Source organism: Brevibacillus sp. AG162 (assembly GCF_006715575.1).
Taxonomy (GTDB): domain Bacteria; phylum Bacillota; class Bacilli; order Brevibacillales; family Brevibacillaceae; genus Brevibacillus; species Brevibacillus brevis.
The window spans coordinates 53,378-68,573 of sequence record NZ_VFNO01000013.1; the positions used below are offsets into that span (position 1 = coordinate 53,378).

Here is a 15,196-nt window from a genome sequence, read left to right on the forward strand (position 1 = left end):
TAGGATTCCTATCCTTGTGTTTAGTTGTTTAGCTTGGCGATTTTGTGGTCTCTCTCGTCAACTGACGCAATCCGTAGCCCATCCTCGCTACTTGCCCGTCTTCATCCCGGAAAAACTCAATCCAGGGGACGGAGTCTCTTTTTTGGAAAACGAAGCTGTCTTTTTGTACCGGTATCAGTGGGTACGAGAGACCATCCACCTCAAGGAATAGCTTGCCTTCGTTTTTGGCTATCGATGCGCTTACCCATTCCTGCGAAGAGTAGCGACCCTCGTACAGTGACAACTGCTCATCGTCGACCGCGTATGGATCATAGGCATAGACCGGAGCTCCGGCTGGTCTTGCAAAATAACTGTTTAAAAAGCCGAGGACCAACTCCCGGACGCTCACGCCATCGAGATTGACCAGAATCACGCCCGTAATCCCTTGACTGGGAACCGAAAAAATGTGCGAGCTGATTCCCTTCAACGATCCGCCATGCTCTACCAGCAAGCCATCTGGAAAGGCAGGCGAAACCATCAGACCATAGCCGTAGGAGCGGTGCCCGTCTACACGAGCAAAGGGAGTGAGCATCTGCCGAACGCTATCGGCAGACAGAATCGGTGTCGGGTTTCCCGCTGCACCCAAACGAAAGACTTCCAAATAAGCGAGCAGGTCATTTACAGTTGATTTGAGGAAACCGGCTGCTCGCATCGCCGGGGCATCGTGCCAGATGGGTGCTGCAATGATTTCGTTTTCGTCCTCGATTTTTTTGTTGGTATACAAAATCGTGACGTCATCTTTGTCAGCCAATTCATCTACGAAGAAAACGGTTCTGTCCATACCCAGCGGCTGCAAAATATGCTTCGCAACGTAGTTTTCATACGTCTGGTTGCTGACCCGTTCAATGATCGCCCCCAAAAGCCCGTACGCATCGTTGTTGTAGCTAAAGGCACCCCCTGGCTCTGAGAGCGGCTTCCCTTCGAATCCAGCAATGGCTTCCATGACTTCTTCGTACGTATCCAAGTAAGGCACTGTCTTCAGTTCTTCCTCTGCCTTGGTTCCAATGACAGCAGGATCATTCTCCATACTCCGCCTCATTGCGCCGTCTAAGTAAGGCATGGGCGCTATTCCAGGCGTATGTGTCATGAAGTGATGAATCGTCATGCGCGCTGTCAGCTCGTGGTCGCCCGCCCGAAACTCAGGCAAATATTTCACAACCGGATCGTGGACAGACAGCTTTCCTGCCTCCTGCAGCTGCATGATCGCAACGCAGGTAAACGATTTGGTGATGGATGCGATGCCAAAAACGGTGTCGCGGGAAAGTGGCAGTTGCTGTTCTCTGTCACGAAAACCGAACGTCCCCTCGTACAAAAGCTCACCATCACGTGCAACCGCAATAGCTGCACCCGGAGCCTTCGCCTCGTCCAGCAGCTGCTGTGCATACGCCTGGAACTGTTCCTTCCATGCCGTCATTTTTATCAACTCCCCATCGCTTGCTCATAAATCGCTTTTGCAACACGGGCGATGGTTAGCTCTGCGGCTTCTTTGTCAGTCACACCGCGTGATAGTGCCGTGATTGCAATCATCCCTTTTCCTTCGGGCAAATAAATGATGCCAGCATCGTTGACGACATCATTGACGGTTCCTGTCTTATGAGCGACCTTTGTTCCTTCTGGCAGCAAGTACGGCAGACGGCTGTTGTAATGCTGACGTCGCATGATGTCCAGCATCAGCTCGCAGGAGGCTTCCGTGAGAATTTCTTTTCGCGCAATCATGATTAGCAGACGGTTCAGCTCGGCTGGTGTGGCTACGTTATTATCACGGGTAGGCATCGAAACATCGTGGATCAATTCGTAATTGCCTGACTCTTCCCGTCGCATGAACTCATCGAATCCTTCCTGAGAAGGTGTGGGCTCGTTCATACCTACACAGTGGTTGAGAAGCACCCAGCAATTATGACGCAAATGAATCTGCGAAAGACCCAGTTCGTGCATGTGCTCATTCACCTTGTCGATACCGCCGATCAGCTCGAGGATTTGGTCTGTCGCGTAGTTATCGCTGACAATCGTCATCAGTGTCGCCAAGTCTTTGACTGTTAAGGCCGCTCCAGCATCCAGCTCTTGCAAAATGCCTGACCCCGGCACGCGATCCTCCCATTTCAGTGTTACCCGCTGGTCGAGGCGGATTTGTCCTGCTTCCACCTCGCGCATCAAGGTGACCATGATCGGAATTTTGAATGTACTTGCCAGTTGAAACAACTCTTCATCCAGATGCCCTACTGTCTCTCCTGTTTCCAGATGTACAGCTGCGATCCCATAAATACCGGGAGCTTCCTTAAGCACGTTCTCTACTGCTTGCTGCCATGTCATGAAAATTCCTCCCCCATCGCTTGTGAAACGGCCCACACATGGATTTTCGTGTCGGCCATTTCCTTTGACGCGCTATTGTTCTTTGTATCCCCACTTGAAGTCGATGTACCCTAAAGGATCGACCGTGATACCTTTTACCTTTTCATTTTGTACCCATGAATTCACGCTGGAATAGACACCTGTGACCGGCATTTCTTCCATCAGGATGCTCTCCGCTTCGACCAGATACTGATTGCGCTTGGCCTCATCTGGCTCGGCGTACGCCTTTTTCACCAGCTCTACGTATTTCTCGCTAAACCAGAAGGTAGAGTTATTGGAGCTGTACTTCTCCATCATCAGCTCCAGGAAGTTGACGGAGTCATTGTAATCTCCCGTCCAGCCTGTTCGGGAAATCATGTACTTCCCTTGCTCCTGATCATCAAACATGACCTTCAATTCTTTATTGATCAGCTTGACGTCCACACCGAGAGATTGCTTCCATTGAGCCTGCAACGCTTCGGCAATCTTCTTGTTGAGGTCGGACGTATTGTAAAGATAGGTGATTTCGGGCAGCTTGGTGATGCCCATCTCCTTCATTCCTTCTGCCAATAACTGTTTCGCCGTCTCCACGTCGTTATCCTTGAAATATCCTTCCGGCTTCAGGGAGGCGGAAAGCGGGACAAAGCCCATCAAGGGAGTCTGTCCGGCTTGACCGATGTTTTCTGCGATGTCACTGCGGTTGATCGCGTAGGCAAACGCTTTGCGGATTTTGCTGTTCGTAAATGGCGGCTTTTCCGTCTGGAACAAGAGATAGTAGTTGGTGGCACGTTGCATGGTTTGCAGCTTGCCTTCGTCGCGCAACGGTCCAATGGCATCCGCAGGCAGTCCGCTAATCGGGCCGCCAGCCCAATCCAGCTCACCGCTATTGAACAGCTCCAGCTCGGTATTCGTATCCTCTATCATGGAAAACTCGATTTCGTTAAACTTCACGACGTCCTTGTCCCAATAGTGCTCGTTCTTGGCCAGCTCAATCTTGTTTTTATGCTCCCAATTCACCAGCTTGAACGGCCCATTGGTCACGATGGACGCGGGCTTTTTCGCCCAATCGGGATTGGCTTCTACCACCTTTTGATTGACCGGATAGTAAAAGGTCGCAAGTGTCAGGAAGTAAGGGGTAGGGTTTTCCAAGGTGACTTGCAGTGTCTTGTCATTGACGACCTTGATGCCGACATCCTCCGCTTTCGCCTTTCCTTCGTAAAAGGCTCGGGCATTTTTGATCGGATAGTATTTGTAGGCGGAGCCGCTGGCTGTCTTCGGATTGAGCACGCGCATCCAGCCAAAGGCGAAGTCTTGAGCCGTAACCGGGTCGCCATTGCTCCACTTGCTATCGCGCAAAGTAAAGGTATACACCTTTTTGTCCTTAGATACTTGAATGTCGGATGCAACGGAATTGACTGGCTTGCCATCCTTGTCCAATCGAACGAGCCCGTCGTACAGCGAACGGATGAAGGCACCGGAAATCACGTCGTTGGACATGCCTGAATCAAGTGTTTCAGGCTCGGCGGCATTCATTCGCAAGGTCTGCTCTGCCGCAGGCTGCACAGTTGCCTGCTGTGCTGGCGCTGGTTGCTGCTGGTTGTCTGGTGCGGTTTGAGTCGGTGTATTGCCGCTGCTACAGCCTGCAAATAGTCCCGTAAGCAATACGAAGAGACTTGTCATGACAACTGGTCTTTTCATGCTGTACCCCCCTGTTTGAATCGGATTACCGAATATTGAATAAATATTCTGCAAATTTTATGCCATTCGTGTTTTCCGTTGTTCTTTTGGTGAGATTATTCAGTGCTGAATACTTTTACCCGGTTTGGTCCGACAAGTTTCTACCAGTAGTCTCTGTCACGCAAAAAAGAAGTATTCATCCTTGAATACTTCTATTCATCCGCGCATATTGAGGCTGTCCTCTCTAGCTTATCGCTGGTTCATACATGGCTACCGCATCACATGATCGTCGGCAAAAAACGATCGGGACGTGCTTTTGCTTCGCCAGCTTCTTCATATTTTTACTCAAGCTGTGACTCACGAAGTTAATAAAGACAAGAACAAGCTCCGTATCAGAAGGAATCGTCGCCTTCACATCGGATTTTTTGCGACCTGATACGTGATAGACATTCTGGAACCCTTTGTTCTGCAACAAGCTCTCGATTTCTGCTACCCGATCTCCTCCTACCACGAGAACGCCTGCCATAGTCCTTCCTCCTCTCTTTTTTCCACGCCTATTTCTATTTTCCGGTGCGCGCTTGCGAAATCTTTGTCTCAGGCTTTTCCGCCGGGAGTCTGTATTTTTCCGTCCGTTCAATCTGAACGACCTGTGAATCGTGAACCACAATATGTATGGAGCCGTATTCCAGACCGTCCAGTGCGCGCGCGATTTTCTCCAATAAGAGATCGTCTAGGGAAATCTCATTTTTTGCCATGGGGACCACCCTCCTGTTTCGCCAAAATTCTTGTATATGATTCATTTCCTTCGATTGACGGAAAGCTCCCTGCGCAACTAGACAGCTTGGTTGTCTTTGTCCTCGCGGGAGCTTTCGGTCGACCGATCAGCTAATTATTTAAAAACCGATGCATTTACTATGATATGAAAATTTTACCATACGACTCTGCTATCGGTCAATGCCCCGTGCAGTCCTTCGTTCCCCCATTGATTCCCGTTACACCAAATGACAGGCGACAAATCTGTCGGTGCTAACTTCGCGAAAAGCAGGCACTTCCTGTCGGCAAATGTCTTTCACATACGGGCAGCGCGTGTGGAATTTGCACCCTGCCGGAGGATTCGTCGGACTTGGCATGTCTCCCTGCAGGACGATGCGTTCACGCTTTTTCTTTGGGATCGGGAGAGGGACAGAGGAGAGCAATGCTTTGGTGTACGGATGAAGCGGCTCCGAAAACAATTCATCCCGAGGTGCCAGCTCCAGCAATGACCCCAAATACATGACGCCGATCCTCGTGCACAGATGCTCCACGACGCTCAAATCATGCGAAATAAATAAGTACGTCAGCTTCCTTTGCTCCTGCAACTCTGCAAACAAATTGATGATTTGGGCTTGGATCGACACATCCAGAGCAGATACTGGCTCATCCGCGACGATAAAATCAGGGTTCAGCATGATGGCCCGTGCGATACCGATCCGTTGTCGCTGACCGCCCGAGAACTCATGCGGATACCGATCGACATGATACGGCGCCAATCCACATAAAGCCATGACCTCTAAGACTCTTTCTCTGACCTCCGTTTGTGGGAGCAGCCCATGATCAAGCAGCGCTTCCCCCAGTGCTTCTCCGATTCTGACACGCGGATTCAGCGAGCTGTACGGGTCTTGAAAAATATATTGCATCTGCGGGCGCAAAGCTCGGAGCTCATGACGATTCAACGCGTGCACATCGATACCCTGGAAGCAGACTTCTCCCTCTGTCTTTTCCAAAAGGCGCAGGATGGTGCGACCTGTCGTGCTTTTCCCGCTGCCGGATTCCCCAACCAGCCCGAACGTCTCTCCTTTTCGGATGGAAAAGCTTACGTTATCTACCGCTTTTACATGACCGATCGTCCTGCCCAGAAGCCCTCCGGTAATCGGGTAATATTTTTTCAATCGGCGCACTTCCAGCAAATTACTGTCCACGGGCGATCTCCTCCTCATACAGCCAGCATGCGACCTTTCTGCCGTCTCCCCCATCACGCAAAGGCGGCTGTTTCACCCGGCAAATGTCCAAGCACTGATCGCATCGGTCAAGAAAATAGCAGGATTCACCGAGTGTCGTCGGATTCGGTACTTGACCAGGGATGGAATACAGTTTGGCTCTACGTTGATTCAACACAGGCTTGGAGCGAAGCAAGCCTTGTGTATATGGATGCTTCGGCTCCTCGAACAGCTCGACGACAGGAGATACCTCTACCACTTTCCCTGCGTACATCACGACCACATGATCGGCCATTTCCGCTACGACACCCAGATCATGCGTGATAAAAAGAATCGCTGTTTGGGCTTCGTCCTTGATTTTGCGCAGCAGATCGAGAATTTGCGCCTGAATGGTCACATCCAAAGCAGTCGTCGGCTCATCGGCGATCAACAGGCGAGGATTGCAGGATATTGCGATGGCAATCATAATGCGTTGCAGCATGCCCCCGCTCAATTCATGGGGGTACGATTTGGCGATTTCTTTTGCCCGCGGGATTCCGACCAGCTCGATCAACTCAACGGCTCTCGCTTGGGCTGCTTTTTTGCTTAGGCCTTGATGCTCCATGATCGGCTCCATGATCTGCTCACCGATGGTCAGTACGGGATTGAGAGACGACATCGGCTCCTGAAAAATCATTGCCAGCTCGTTGCCCCGAAGCTTTCGCATTTCTTCTTTGCTGACTTTTCGCAGATCACGGCCTGCAAACCATATCTCACCCGAAACGATACTGCCTACCGCCTCTGGGATTAGTCTCATCAATGACATGGCTGCCGCGCTTTTGCCGCAGCCTGACTCGCCTACGATGCATACGGTCTCTCCTTCATGGATGCGCAGATCGAGGGCATCGACTGCTTTGACCACGCCTTGTTCGGACTTGAAGTGCGTGCTTAGATTTTGGATGTCGACTAAAGCATTCATGCTTGGCTCACCTGCCTTTTCGTGTATAGAAGGAGCTGTAGTGGAGGGGGAGAAGTGATTTCCAGTCTACGCTTCGGCCTACGCCCCGCAAGGGGTCATGACTGTCCGCTTCGAGAAAAATGGCGGGAGCGCTTCAAACGTAGAAGTTTCAATGAAGTATTTCATAAGTGAAGCTTAAATTCCCCGCCATTTTTCTCTACGCTAGGGCGGGCTCCAGAGGCGCTTGGACTGGAAATCACTTCTCCCTACGCTGCTTTATTGTGAAAGTTGGTTCACGATGGTGATATCAAAAACTCATCAACGCTTCTGCTTCGGGTCCAAAGCATCCCGCAGCCCATCTCCCAACAAATTAATCGAGATCACGGTAGCAAAAATAGCAATCCCAGGAGGTACCCACAGCCACGGTCTTTTCTGAAAATCGATCAAGGTATTCGCTGCATCCATCATGTTGCCCCATGTTGGCGTTGGCGGAACGACACCGAGGCCGAAGTACGATAATACGGATTCACTCAGGATGGCACCACCGACGTTCAAGGTGGCAACGACAATCAAGAGTGGGGTCAGATTGGGCAGCAAATGGAAGAAGAGCTTGCGTCTGTCGCGCAGACCGAGTACTTCTGCTGCTTGCATGAATTCACTTTCGCGCAGAGTGAGCATCTGGCTACGGACCATTCGGGCCAAGCCGGGCCAGCCGATCAGGCTCAGCATGACCATGACGATGTAAATGCGGTAGTCGGTCGGGATTTTCCACTCGGAGAGGACTGCGCCCATAATAAACAAAAGCGGCAGACCAGGAATGGTCATAAGCACGTCTGCTACACGCATGATCACTTGATCGACCCACCCGCGGTAAAAGCCAGCCAGTGCACCGAGAAGGGCGCCAATGGAAACGGAGAGCACCATGGAAGCGATGCCGACTGTCAATGAGATTCGGCCAGCCTGCATCAACCGCGTCAAAATGTCTCTGCCCAAACTGTCCGTCCCGAGCCAATGAGAGAAGCTTGGCGGCTTGTTGATCATGGCCGTATTAATCTTGCCGGATGCGTACGGAGAAAAAAACGGACCGATGAAGCATACCGCTGCCATGACGAGTAAAAACACAAGTCCAAACATGGCCAGACGCTTCTTTTTCAGTCGCATAAACGCCTCGTGCCACAAAGAAGAACGCAACGCTACCTGCTCCGGTCTCGTCACCTCCGCTACTTCACTTACCGTTGATGCCATCGGTTTTCCCTCCTATTTCAACCGAACCCGCGGGTCAGCCACTCTGTACAGCAAATCAGCAGATAAGTTTCCGATGACGGTGAGAATCGCCAGGAACATCGTAAAGCCCATCAAGAGCGGGTAGTCCCGTACAGAAAACGCCTGCATGTACAACTGTCCGACACCGGGCCAGTTAAAGATTTTTTCCGTGATGATCGCCCCACCGAACAATGCTGGCAGCTCAAAGCCCAGCAGTGTAATGGCCGGCAGGAGCGCATTGCGCAGCGCGTGCTTGTGCAGGACTACTTTTTCCTTCAATCCTTTTGCCCGGGCCGTGCGCACGAAGTCTTGTTGAATGACCTCCAGCATGTTCGTTCGAAAATAGCGAGTCAGCGTCCCCACGCTCAACAAAGTCAGCACCGTCACAGGCAAAAACATATGCTGGGCCACGTCCCACGCATAGGCGAGCCCTGTTTCCTTGCTGCCGATCGTCATCATGCCCCCTGCGGGAAACAGCTTGGCATCAACGGCAAACATCTTGATAAACAGCAGCCCGACGAAGAAGACAGGCAACGACATCGCAGCAAAAACACCGATCGTCACGAGCGCATCGAACCAGGAATGCTGCCTCGCAGCAGACAGAACGCCGATTGAGATCGCAATCAGCCACGTAAAAAAGGTAGAGGTAATCGCCAGCAAAAACGAATTCCAGATATAATCGTTCAACAGCGACATCACCGGCTGCTGGTATTGCAAGGAATAGCCAAAATCGCCTTGGAGGGCGTTTTTCATCCAGATGAAATATCGTTCGACAACAGGCTTATCCAGTCCGTACATCGCTTTTAGCTCCAGCTTTCGTTCGGCTGTCAGCTTGGGGCTCGTATCAACGAAATCACCAGGCGTTAAGGCATACAGGAAAAAAATCAAAATGGATGCGCCGAAGAGCGTCAACGCCATGTAAAAGACCCTCTTCAGGAAGTAGGACGTCATCGTTGGCCTCCTTTCATGCTTGGGGAAAAAAAGAAAGCCCAGCCCCAGGGCCGGGCACAATATTCGTGAGTCAGTTACTCGACCTGCTACTCAATTTTGATGCCAGGCAGGCTGGTCGAAATACCCGTGAACGGATTCGGCTCCAAGCCCTTGATCTTGCCGTTGTGCGCAGACAAAATTTTGCGGTAGCCGAGGAAGATGTACGGTGGGTCATCGCTCAGCTCTTTATACAGGTCTTTGTAGATCGCTTTGCGCTTCTCGATGTCCAGCGTAGATAGACCTGCTTCCAGCAATTCGTCTACTTTGGCATTGGAGTAGCCATTCGTTCCCGTAAATCCGCTCTTGCCCTTTTTCGTCGAGAAGGCGTCTACACCGTCATCTGGATCGATCAGCATCGTGGTCGAGAACGAGGCGAGGTCGTGATCGCCTTTTTCCGTCCGTGCCAATACGGCGTTGTAGTCCATCATTTCCGCTTCAAACTGGATGCCCAGCTCTTTGTAGTTTTCTTTGGCAATCGGGATCAGAACCTCTCCCAGCTTTCCTTTGGTCGTGTAGTAATGCACGATCAGCTTTTGTCCGTCTTTTTCACGGATACCGTCCGCGCCTGGCTTCCAGCCCGCTTCATCCAGGAGCTGCTTCGCCTTTTCCGGATTGTAGGCGTATGGATTGACATCCTCCGTATATGCCCACGAAACAGGGCTGATCGGTACATTGGCGACTTGCGCGTATCCTTGGTAGGTCAGGTCCAGAATCTTTTGGCGATCCAGTCCGTAGATGAAGGCTTGGCGGACGCGCTTGTCTTTGAAAAATGGCTTGGAATGATTGAACTTGATATACGAATAGGCGCTGGATGTGTACAGATTGATATTCACGTATCCCAGCTCTTGCAGCTGTTCAATGTTATCCGAGTTGACGGTAAAGGAGTTGTAGTCCATTTCCCCTGTCTGGATAAACTGCAGAGCGTCGCCCTCGGTCGTCTTGTAGATAAAGTGCTCGACTTGCGGCTTGCCCGCATAATAGTGCTCGTTTGCGAGATAGCGGACTTCTTGACCAGGAATGTACGCCTCGAATTTGTAAGGTCCTGCTCCCAATGGCTTGCCGTGCAAGGTGCGGAGATACTCCAGATTGCCTGGTTTGTACTCCTTGCCGTAGTACGCCTTGGAGAGCACCTGCCCGCCTAACAGGACGAGAGACTTGGCGTTGACTTTCTCCGTCGTGATCTGGATCGTCTGTGGATCAATCACCTTGATCCCTTCGATGGTGTTCGCTTTGCCTTCCTTGTATTCACGTCCACCCTTGATACTTGCTACGAAAATGTCTGTTTCGCCGTCGTACGTTTTGTCGTGCAGAATCGTCAGTGTAAAGGCTACATCCTCTGCCGTCAGCGGTGAACCATCACTGAATTTCAGATTCGGTCTCAGATGGAACGTATACGTGAGCTGGTCAGGAGATACGTCCCATTTTTCCGCGAGCTTGGGTACTGGCTTTCCTGTCGCATCGACATCCACCAATGATTCGAAGATCGCTGAGGAAACGTTGCCATCGTAGCCGTTGTGGTAAAAAAACGGGTTAAACACGCCGCCTGGCTCCGTCAGTCCCGCAATGAATGTATCGGTCCTTTTGGCGGCTGCTTCCGGCAGCTTGGATAAATCCGTAGCCAAGTTGATGCCGTCTTTTATGTCTTGCACCTTGCTGGCAGCAGGTGCTGATGCTTCTGTTGACGGAGTCGCCGTTTGTGTCGAGGTAGCCGGCGCACTGCCTTCGGAGCTGCAACCTGTGACCAGTAGCGTCCCTAGCAGCAAAGTTGAAATGATTTGCGAAAGCCTTTTTTTCATGGTGATCCTCCTTCATATCCACTCACTCAGTGAAACCAGCTCCTCCGGTGGTCCGGTCGGATCAAAAGATAATAACTTATAATTCTTACCTGTTTACTATGAATTAGATTATAGGTATCGATACCGGATCGGTCAACAGTTTTTTCCAAATAAAAAAAGCCTCGATTATTCGAGGCTCTCACAAGTGGCATGTCTTTTATACGGAATGCCTAGTTTCTCACACGCCTGCATCACGAATAGAGAATGTCGCTCGCGCATGGTTTTCTCTATCTTTTTTTCCAATCCCCAATCAGATAGATTCGAAGCTGGCCGAAGTGCCGCACACAAATCCCAGTACGGGAGCTGGGTATAATCGAGTGTCTTCTTGACAGACTGATAGTGAAGCGTAAACGCATGCATGGCCTCCACGCCAAACGCCCACAAAATCTCCAGTCTGGCATTGCCGAGATCAGATAAGGGGTCACCGATCGCAGCGTCCTCCCAATCGATGACAGCAGCCAGTTTTTCTTCCTTCCACATCGTATTTCCCGGCCAGAAATCCCCATGCAAAAGCGATGCTGCATTTGCTTGGGGCAGCGGCCAAACGGACTCCAGCACTTCGCGAATCAGTTCCTCATCCAATGATTTGTCCAGGATCGCAGGTTTTTTGTGGAGCTTTTCCGTTATCGCTTCTTCTTGTTTCGGCAAATAAGTGCCCGCCAGCCTATAAGCGTCTACCGAATGGATGCGAGTCAGCACGATAGCTGCTTGTTGCAGAAAGCTGGACAAGTCGGCTGGCGCGGTGACTGTCTGTCCTTCTATGAATTCGATGACAAGGCACGGCGTGGGGAAAATATCGCTGGATGCTTCGAGATGATAGGGCGTTGGAGTCGGCAAGCCAGCGGACTTCAGTATTTGCAAAAGTTTGAATTCATCTGATGCGATCTGCGGATTTCGCTTGAGGTCAGCCTGACCGTGCTCGCGGACAACTACTTTTTTCTTCGTGCCGTCAGGGCTCTCTATTTCTAGCGCGGTGACCTGTGCAGAAATCCCGCCTTTTAGCTCCCAAGCACGAAGGAGCTTGGCTGACGGATTCATGTTATGTACCAGGCGTGTCCATTTCTCATCCATTATTTTTTCCCCCTTTATGCTCCACTGTCTGATTATCTGTACAGCCCTACCTTCATCATATCCATGTACGATTCTAATTCCGCAAAAAAGGATTGGACATGCTCGAAGCCTTTATCGCTAGCCTCGTAGTTTTCGCGGACGTACTTTTGCGTCAATGCCTCTACAGCCGACAGCAAAAAATGCAGCGCCTTCTGTGGATCGAACTGCGCTTTGATCAATGACGTATCGACTTGCTCCAGAAACAAGGGAAGATATCGCGCATTGAACTGGACCTCCCTGTCTTCGATCTCAGTCCGGCATTCCTCGGGATAGTCGAAAAAGGTCGCAACTGCCATTTGATAAATAGCTGGTTCCTCGGCAAAGAGCGCCATTTTTGCTTGATTAACATGAAGAAATCGTGCAAAAAAATCTTGCGGTGCCGCTTCCATTCGCGCCTGTATATAGACAAAAAAATGTTCGATACAAGCATCAACAATCGCCAGAAACAGTCCCTTTTTATTCCCGAAAAAGTGGAACAGCATCCCCTTTGATACGCCTGCGTTCTGGACCATTTGATTGGTGGAGCCTCGTTCATAGCCTTTCGCGGAAAATTCAACAAGAGCCGCTTCCAGCAGCTTTCGCTTGTTCGGCTCCAGTGTTTCATCCTGCCAGATTCCTTTTATGTCCGTCACCTTCTCTCTCCGATCTTCTTTTCCCTATCATAACGCATATTGACCAGGTGGTCAAAGTGGAGTTATACTTTCCTCGAAGACTTCATCATCCATATTCCACCACAAGGAAGTGATGCCTGATGACACGGACTTTCCCCGTATTCGCCCGTATCATCCTTGGATTGATTTTGCTTGGAGCAGGTGTGAATGGTTACATGGTCTTGGTTGGATTCGAGCCTATCTTCCCAACCAGTCCTGCTGCTATGGAGCTTTTACAAGGGTACCTACTGGTTTTGGTCAAAACCGTCGAAATCATCTGTGGATTGCTATTCCTGACCAACCGCTTCGTCCCACTGGCGCTAACCGCCACCGCTCCGCTTGCTGTCAACATCTTGACGTTCCACCTGTTTGTCGATCCCGACATGCTCGTTATGGGATTGATTGTCGCGGTTTTGGAAGTGTATTTGCTGTGGAGCTATCGTCGTAGTTTTCGTCAGTTGATGACGATGTAGACAAAAAGACACTATATTCCGTCTGTTGTGGTCGGGAGAAGCCCTGCCACATGTTTTCCAGTCGCCTGTATCCTCTCTACGTTCGGGCGGTCTCCTTCCAAACATGTGACAGGGCTTCCGGACAGCTGTGGATTCCTTCGTGTGCTTAAAACGTTTTGCAAGTTAACGCAGGGAAAGCTTCTGAAAGACTAATTCCTTTGGACCAAAACAGCTTAGAATCACTTTCAATGAACTAACGAAAAGCTACGTAGGAATTTCCAGTCCAAGCGCCTCTGGAGCCCGCCCCAGCGTAGACTGGAAATTCGCTTCTTCCCCCACTACAGCAACGATAAAAAGGCAAAAAGTTAGCCGGTACCAAGAGGTGTACCGGCTTTTCAAATATCATTTTTTCGGTAAATTAATCTGCCATGATATTCCGTAACGATCTTGAACCCAGCCGAACTTTTCACTGAACGGCAATTGTCCGAGCGGCATGAGTACTTGTCCATCCGAGGAAAGCTGTCCAAAAACCCGGTCAACCTCTTCCTCCGTATCGCAGTCAACAAACAACGAAATCGCAGGAGTAAAGGCATGATAGTCACCGTTCGTATTGTCGATGCACATGAAGGTCTGGTCTTTTAATGTAAAGGTAGCGTGCAGGACTTGTCCATTCTCGTGATGCATCACCTGCTTGATTTCGGATCGCTCAAAAATGGAAGTGTAAAACTTCATCGCTTCTTCTGCTTTTCCATGGAACATGAAAAACGTTGTGATGGCTTGCACTGACAACCACTCCTTTTCGTGAAGATAAGCGTCTACCTATTCATTTCCTTACGTCCATTCAATCATCCGCCACTGCTCTTTTTTTCTTTGCACAGCATAGTCGCTGTTTCTGCTAACAGAACGATTCCTGTCTCCATCTTGGCTATTCATCCTGCCATGAAAAAATCCAGTCAAAACACGAAAATGAAGTGTTCGACTGGATTGGGCTTCATAAAGTTACTGTGTTGCCCTCATCAAGAAGGAACCACGCAATTGTTACACCAATAATTGTCGAAGTGAAATTTCTATTAAAAAATAGTTGGTACCATGCCCCCGTCCATGCGAATTGGTGAACCTTTAAATGCGGTTGCATAAGGGCTGGATAGAAATGCTGCCAGCCTGCCTATTTCAAAAGGCTTGATAAATCGCTGTAATTCGGATTGGGGCAGGTGTGCAGCCATAAATTGATTCTCTTTTTCCGAAAATGCCATATCATCAGGAAACAAACCATCAATGATTTGATATACATTTTCGGAAAGTGTTGGTCCTGGCATGATTGTGTTGGAGGTAACTTCTGTTCCTAGCGTTAGTTTAGACAAGCTTTTTGACAGTGATAATAGCATAGATTTCGTCATGCAATACTGAGGCATTTGCCCTGAGGGCATGATCGCTTCTTCACTTGCTATAAAGATTATTCGTCCATAATTGTTCTTCAACATGTTAGGTAAATAAAATTTAGATAATCCATTAGCGGCAAGGACATTTGTTCGGAAATATTTTTCCCATACTTCATCGTCAACGTCTTCATAGGACATGATTTCATAAATACCCATATTGTTAACGAGAATATCCACATGGGGATATTGCTCAAATAAAGCTTCTCTTTGCTGCCTATCCACAATATCGGCCGTAGCATTCTGAGGAGAAGTATCCGGGAATTGCGCCTTCAATTCATTTATGGTCCTTTCTACCTCTCCATCATTCCGTCCATTTACGAGGACATTGACGCCCTCTCTGGCAAGCTCAATGGCAATTGCTTTCCCAATCCCTCTCGTCGATCCAGTTACGAAAGCAGTTTTGTTCCTTAATCCCATATCCATAACACTATTCTCCTTTGTTGTCATTCACGGCAACCTGACTAGAAGTTCATCTTGGAACATCCTTGTGCTCCGGATAG

At 49.8% G+C, this 15,196-nt stretch carries 15 protein-coding genes; 1 reads left to right on the forward strand and 14 read right to left on the reverse strand.

Annotated elements, in window-relative coordinates; genetic code table 11:
- Positions 1 to 28: 28 nt before the first annotated feature.
- The 12 genes from FB479_RS27075 to FB479_RS27130 form a co-directional block, all read right to left on the reverse strand.
- Positions 29 to 1,453 (reverse strand): serine hydrolase, encoded by a 1,425-nt coding sequence (locus tag FB479_RS27075; protein WP_142067335.1) that lies wholly within the window; start codon positions 1,451 to 1,453, stop codon positions 29 to 31.
- Between the two features lie 5 nt (positions 1,454 to 1,458).
- Positions 1,459 to 2,349, reverse strand: coding sequence for a serine hydrolase (locus FB479_RS27080; protein ID WP_142067336.1), 891 nt, complete (start codon positions 2,347 to 2,349; stop codon positions 1,459 to 1,461).
- A gap of 72 nt (positions 2,350 to 2,421) precedes the next feature.
- The gene (locus tag FB479_RS27085) at positions 2,422 to 4,065 is read right to left on the reverse strand and encodes a peptide ABC transporter substrate-binding protein (protein ID WP_142067337.1); all 1,644 of its coding nucleotides are present in this window, start codon (positions 4,063 to 4,065) and stop codon (positions 2,422 to 2,424) included.
- A gap of 223 nt (positions 4,066 to 4,288) precedes the next feature.
- Positions 4,289 to 4,570, reverse strand: coding sequence for a DUF2325 domain-containing protein (locus FB479_RS27090; protein WP_106653888.1), 282 nt, complete (start codon positions 4,568 to 4,570; stop codon positions 4,289 to 4,291).
- A 34-nt stretch (positions 4,571 to 4,604) separates the two neighbouring features.
- A complete protein-coding gene (locus FB479_RS27095; protein ID WP_142067338.1) occupies positions 4,605 to 4,799 on the reverse strand; it encodes a YezD family protein in 195 nt (64 codons plus the stop codon).
- A gap of 237 nt (positions 4,800 to 5,036) precedes the next feature.
- Positions 5,037 to 6,002, reverse strand: a complete 966-nt coding sequence (locus FB479_RS27100) for an ABC transporter ATP-binding protein (RefSeq protein WP_304488799.1) — start codon at positions 6,000 to 6,002, stop codon at positions 5,037 to 5,039.
- Complete coding sequence (locus FB479_RS27105; RefSeq protein ID WP_142067340.1) at positions 5,992 to 6,978, reverse strand: ABC transporter ATP-binding protein; 987 nt, start codon at positions 6,976 to 6,978, stop codon at positions 5,992 to 5,994. Before FB479_RS27105 ends, FB479_RS27100 begins: the two co-directional genes overlap by 11 nt.
- 297 nt (positions 6,979 to 7,275) lie before the next feature.
- Positions 7,276 to 8,202, reverse strand: a complete 927-nt coding sequence (gene opp4C, locus FB479_RS27110; RefSeq protein WP_106653883.1) for an oligopeptide ABC transporter permease — start codon at positions 8,200 to 8,202, stop codon at positions 7,276 to 7,278.
- A 12-nt stretch (positions 8,203 to 8,214) separates the two neighbouring features.
- The gene (locus FB479_RS27115) at positions 8,215 to 9,171 is read right to left on the reverse strand and encodes an ABC transporter permease (RefSeq protein ID WP_142067341.1); all 957 of its coding nucleotides are present in this window, start codon (positions 9,169 to 9,171) and stop codon (positions 8,215 to 8,217) included.
- Positions 9,172 to 9,257: 86 nt separating this feature from the next.
- Positions 9,258 to 11,006 carry an ABC transporter substrate-binding protein gene (locus FB479_RS27120; protein ID WP_106653881.1) on the reverse strand — a complete coding sequence of 583 codons (1,749 nt, stop codon included), beginning with the start codon at positions 11,004 to 11,006 and terminating at the stop codon, positions 9,258 to 9,260.
- Between the two features lie 165 nt (positions 11,007 to 11,171).
- Complete coding sequence (locus FB479_RS27125) at positions 11,172 to 12,116, reverse strand: phosphotransferase family protein (protein WP_142067342.1); 945 nt, start codon at positions 12,114 to 12,116, stop codon at positions 11,172 to 11,174.
- Positions 12,117 to 12,148: 32 nt separating this feature from the next.
- Entirely contained in the window at positions 12,149 to 12,787 is a 639-nt protein-coding gene (locus FB479_RS27130) for a TetR/AcrR family transcriptional regulator (protein WP_142067343.1), read from the reverse strand.
- 119 nt (positions 12,788 to 12,906) lie between these two features.
- On the opposite strand from FB479_RS27130, the gene FB479_RS27135 reads away from it, so the two are divergent.
- On the forward strand, positions 12,907 to 13,278 hold the full coding sequence (locus FB479_RS27135) for a hypothetical protein (protein WP_142067344.1): 372 nt from the start codon (positions 12,907 to 12,909) through the stop codon (positions 13,276 to 13,278).
- Positions 13,279 to 13,659: 381 nt separating this feature from the next.
- Here the strand turns inward: FB479_RS27135 and FB479_RS27140 are convergent, their stop codons facing one another.
- Both FB479_RS27140 and FB479_RS27145 read right to left on the reverse strand, forming a co-directional pair.
- Positions 13,660 to 14,046, reverse strand: a complete 387-nt coding sequence (locus tag FB479_RS27140) for a VOC family protein (protein WP_106653877.1) — start codon at positions 14,044 to 14,046, stop codon at positions 13,660 to 13,662.
- 281 nt (positions 14,047 to 14,327) lie between these two features.
- Entirely contained in the window at positions 14,328 to 15,119 is a 792-nt protein-coding gene (locus tag FB479_RS27145; protein WP_142067345.1) for an SDR family NAD(P)-dependent oxidoreductase, read from the reverse strand.
- Between the last annotated feature and the right edge of the window lie 77 nt (positions 15,120 to 15,196).

Bases quoted from the DNA above. Each gene is read 5' to 3' on its own strand.
- FB479_RS27135 (WP_142067344.1), top strand. From the start codon at position 12,907: ATGACACGGACTTTCCCCGTATTCGCCCGTATCATCCTTGGATTGATT.
- FB479_RS27120 (WP_106653881.1), bottom strand. From the start codon at position 11,006: ATGAAAAAAAGGCTTTCGCAAATCATTTCAACTTTGCTGCTAGGGACG.
- FB479_RS27095 (WP_142067338.1), bottom strand. From the start codon at position 4,799: ATGGCAAAAAATGAGATTTCCCTAGACGATCTCTTATTGGAGAAAATC.
- FB479_RS27115 (WP_142067341.1), bottom strand. From the start codon at position 9,171: ATGACGTCCTACTTCCTGAAGAGGGTCTTTTACATGGCGTTGACGCTC.
- FB479_RS27075 (WP_142067335.1), bottom strand. From the start codon at position 1,453: ATGACGGCATGGAAGGAACAGTTCCAGGCGTATGCACAGCAGCTGCTG.
- FB479_RS27085 (WP_142067337.1), bottom strand. From the start codon at position 4,065: ATGAAAAGACCAGTTGTCATGACAAGTCTCTTCGTATTGCTTACGGGA.
- FB479_RS27125 (WP_142067342.1), bottom strand. From the start codon at position 12,116: ATGGATGAGAAATGGACACGCCTGGTACATAACATGAATCCGTCAGCC.
- FB479_RS27090 (WP_106653888.1), bottom strand. From the start codon at position 4,570: ATGGCAGGCGTTCTCGTGGTAGGAGGAGATCGGGTAGCAGAAATCGAG.
- opp4C (WP_106653883.1), bottom strand. From the start codon at position 8,202: ATGGCATCAACGGTAAGTGAAGTAGCGGAGGTGACGAGACCGGAGCAG.
- FB479_RS27145 (WP_142067345.1), bottom strand. From the start codon at position 15,119: ATGGATATGGGATTAAGGAACAAAACTGCTTTCGTAACTGGATCGACG.
- FB479_RS27105 (WP_142067340.1), bottom strand. From the start codon at position 6,978: ATGAATGCTTTAGTCGACATCCAAAATCTAAGCACGCACTTCAAGTCC.
- FB479_RS27080 (WP_142067336.1), bottom strand. From the start codon at position 2,349: ATGACATGGCAGCAAGCAGTAGAGAACGTGCTTAAGGAAGCTCCCGGT.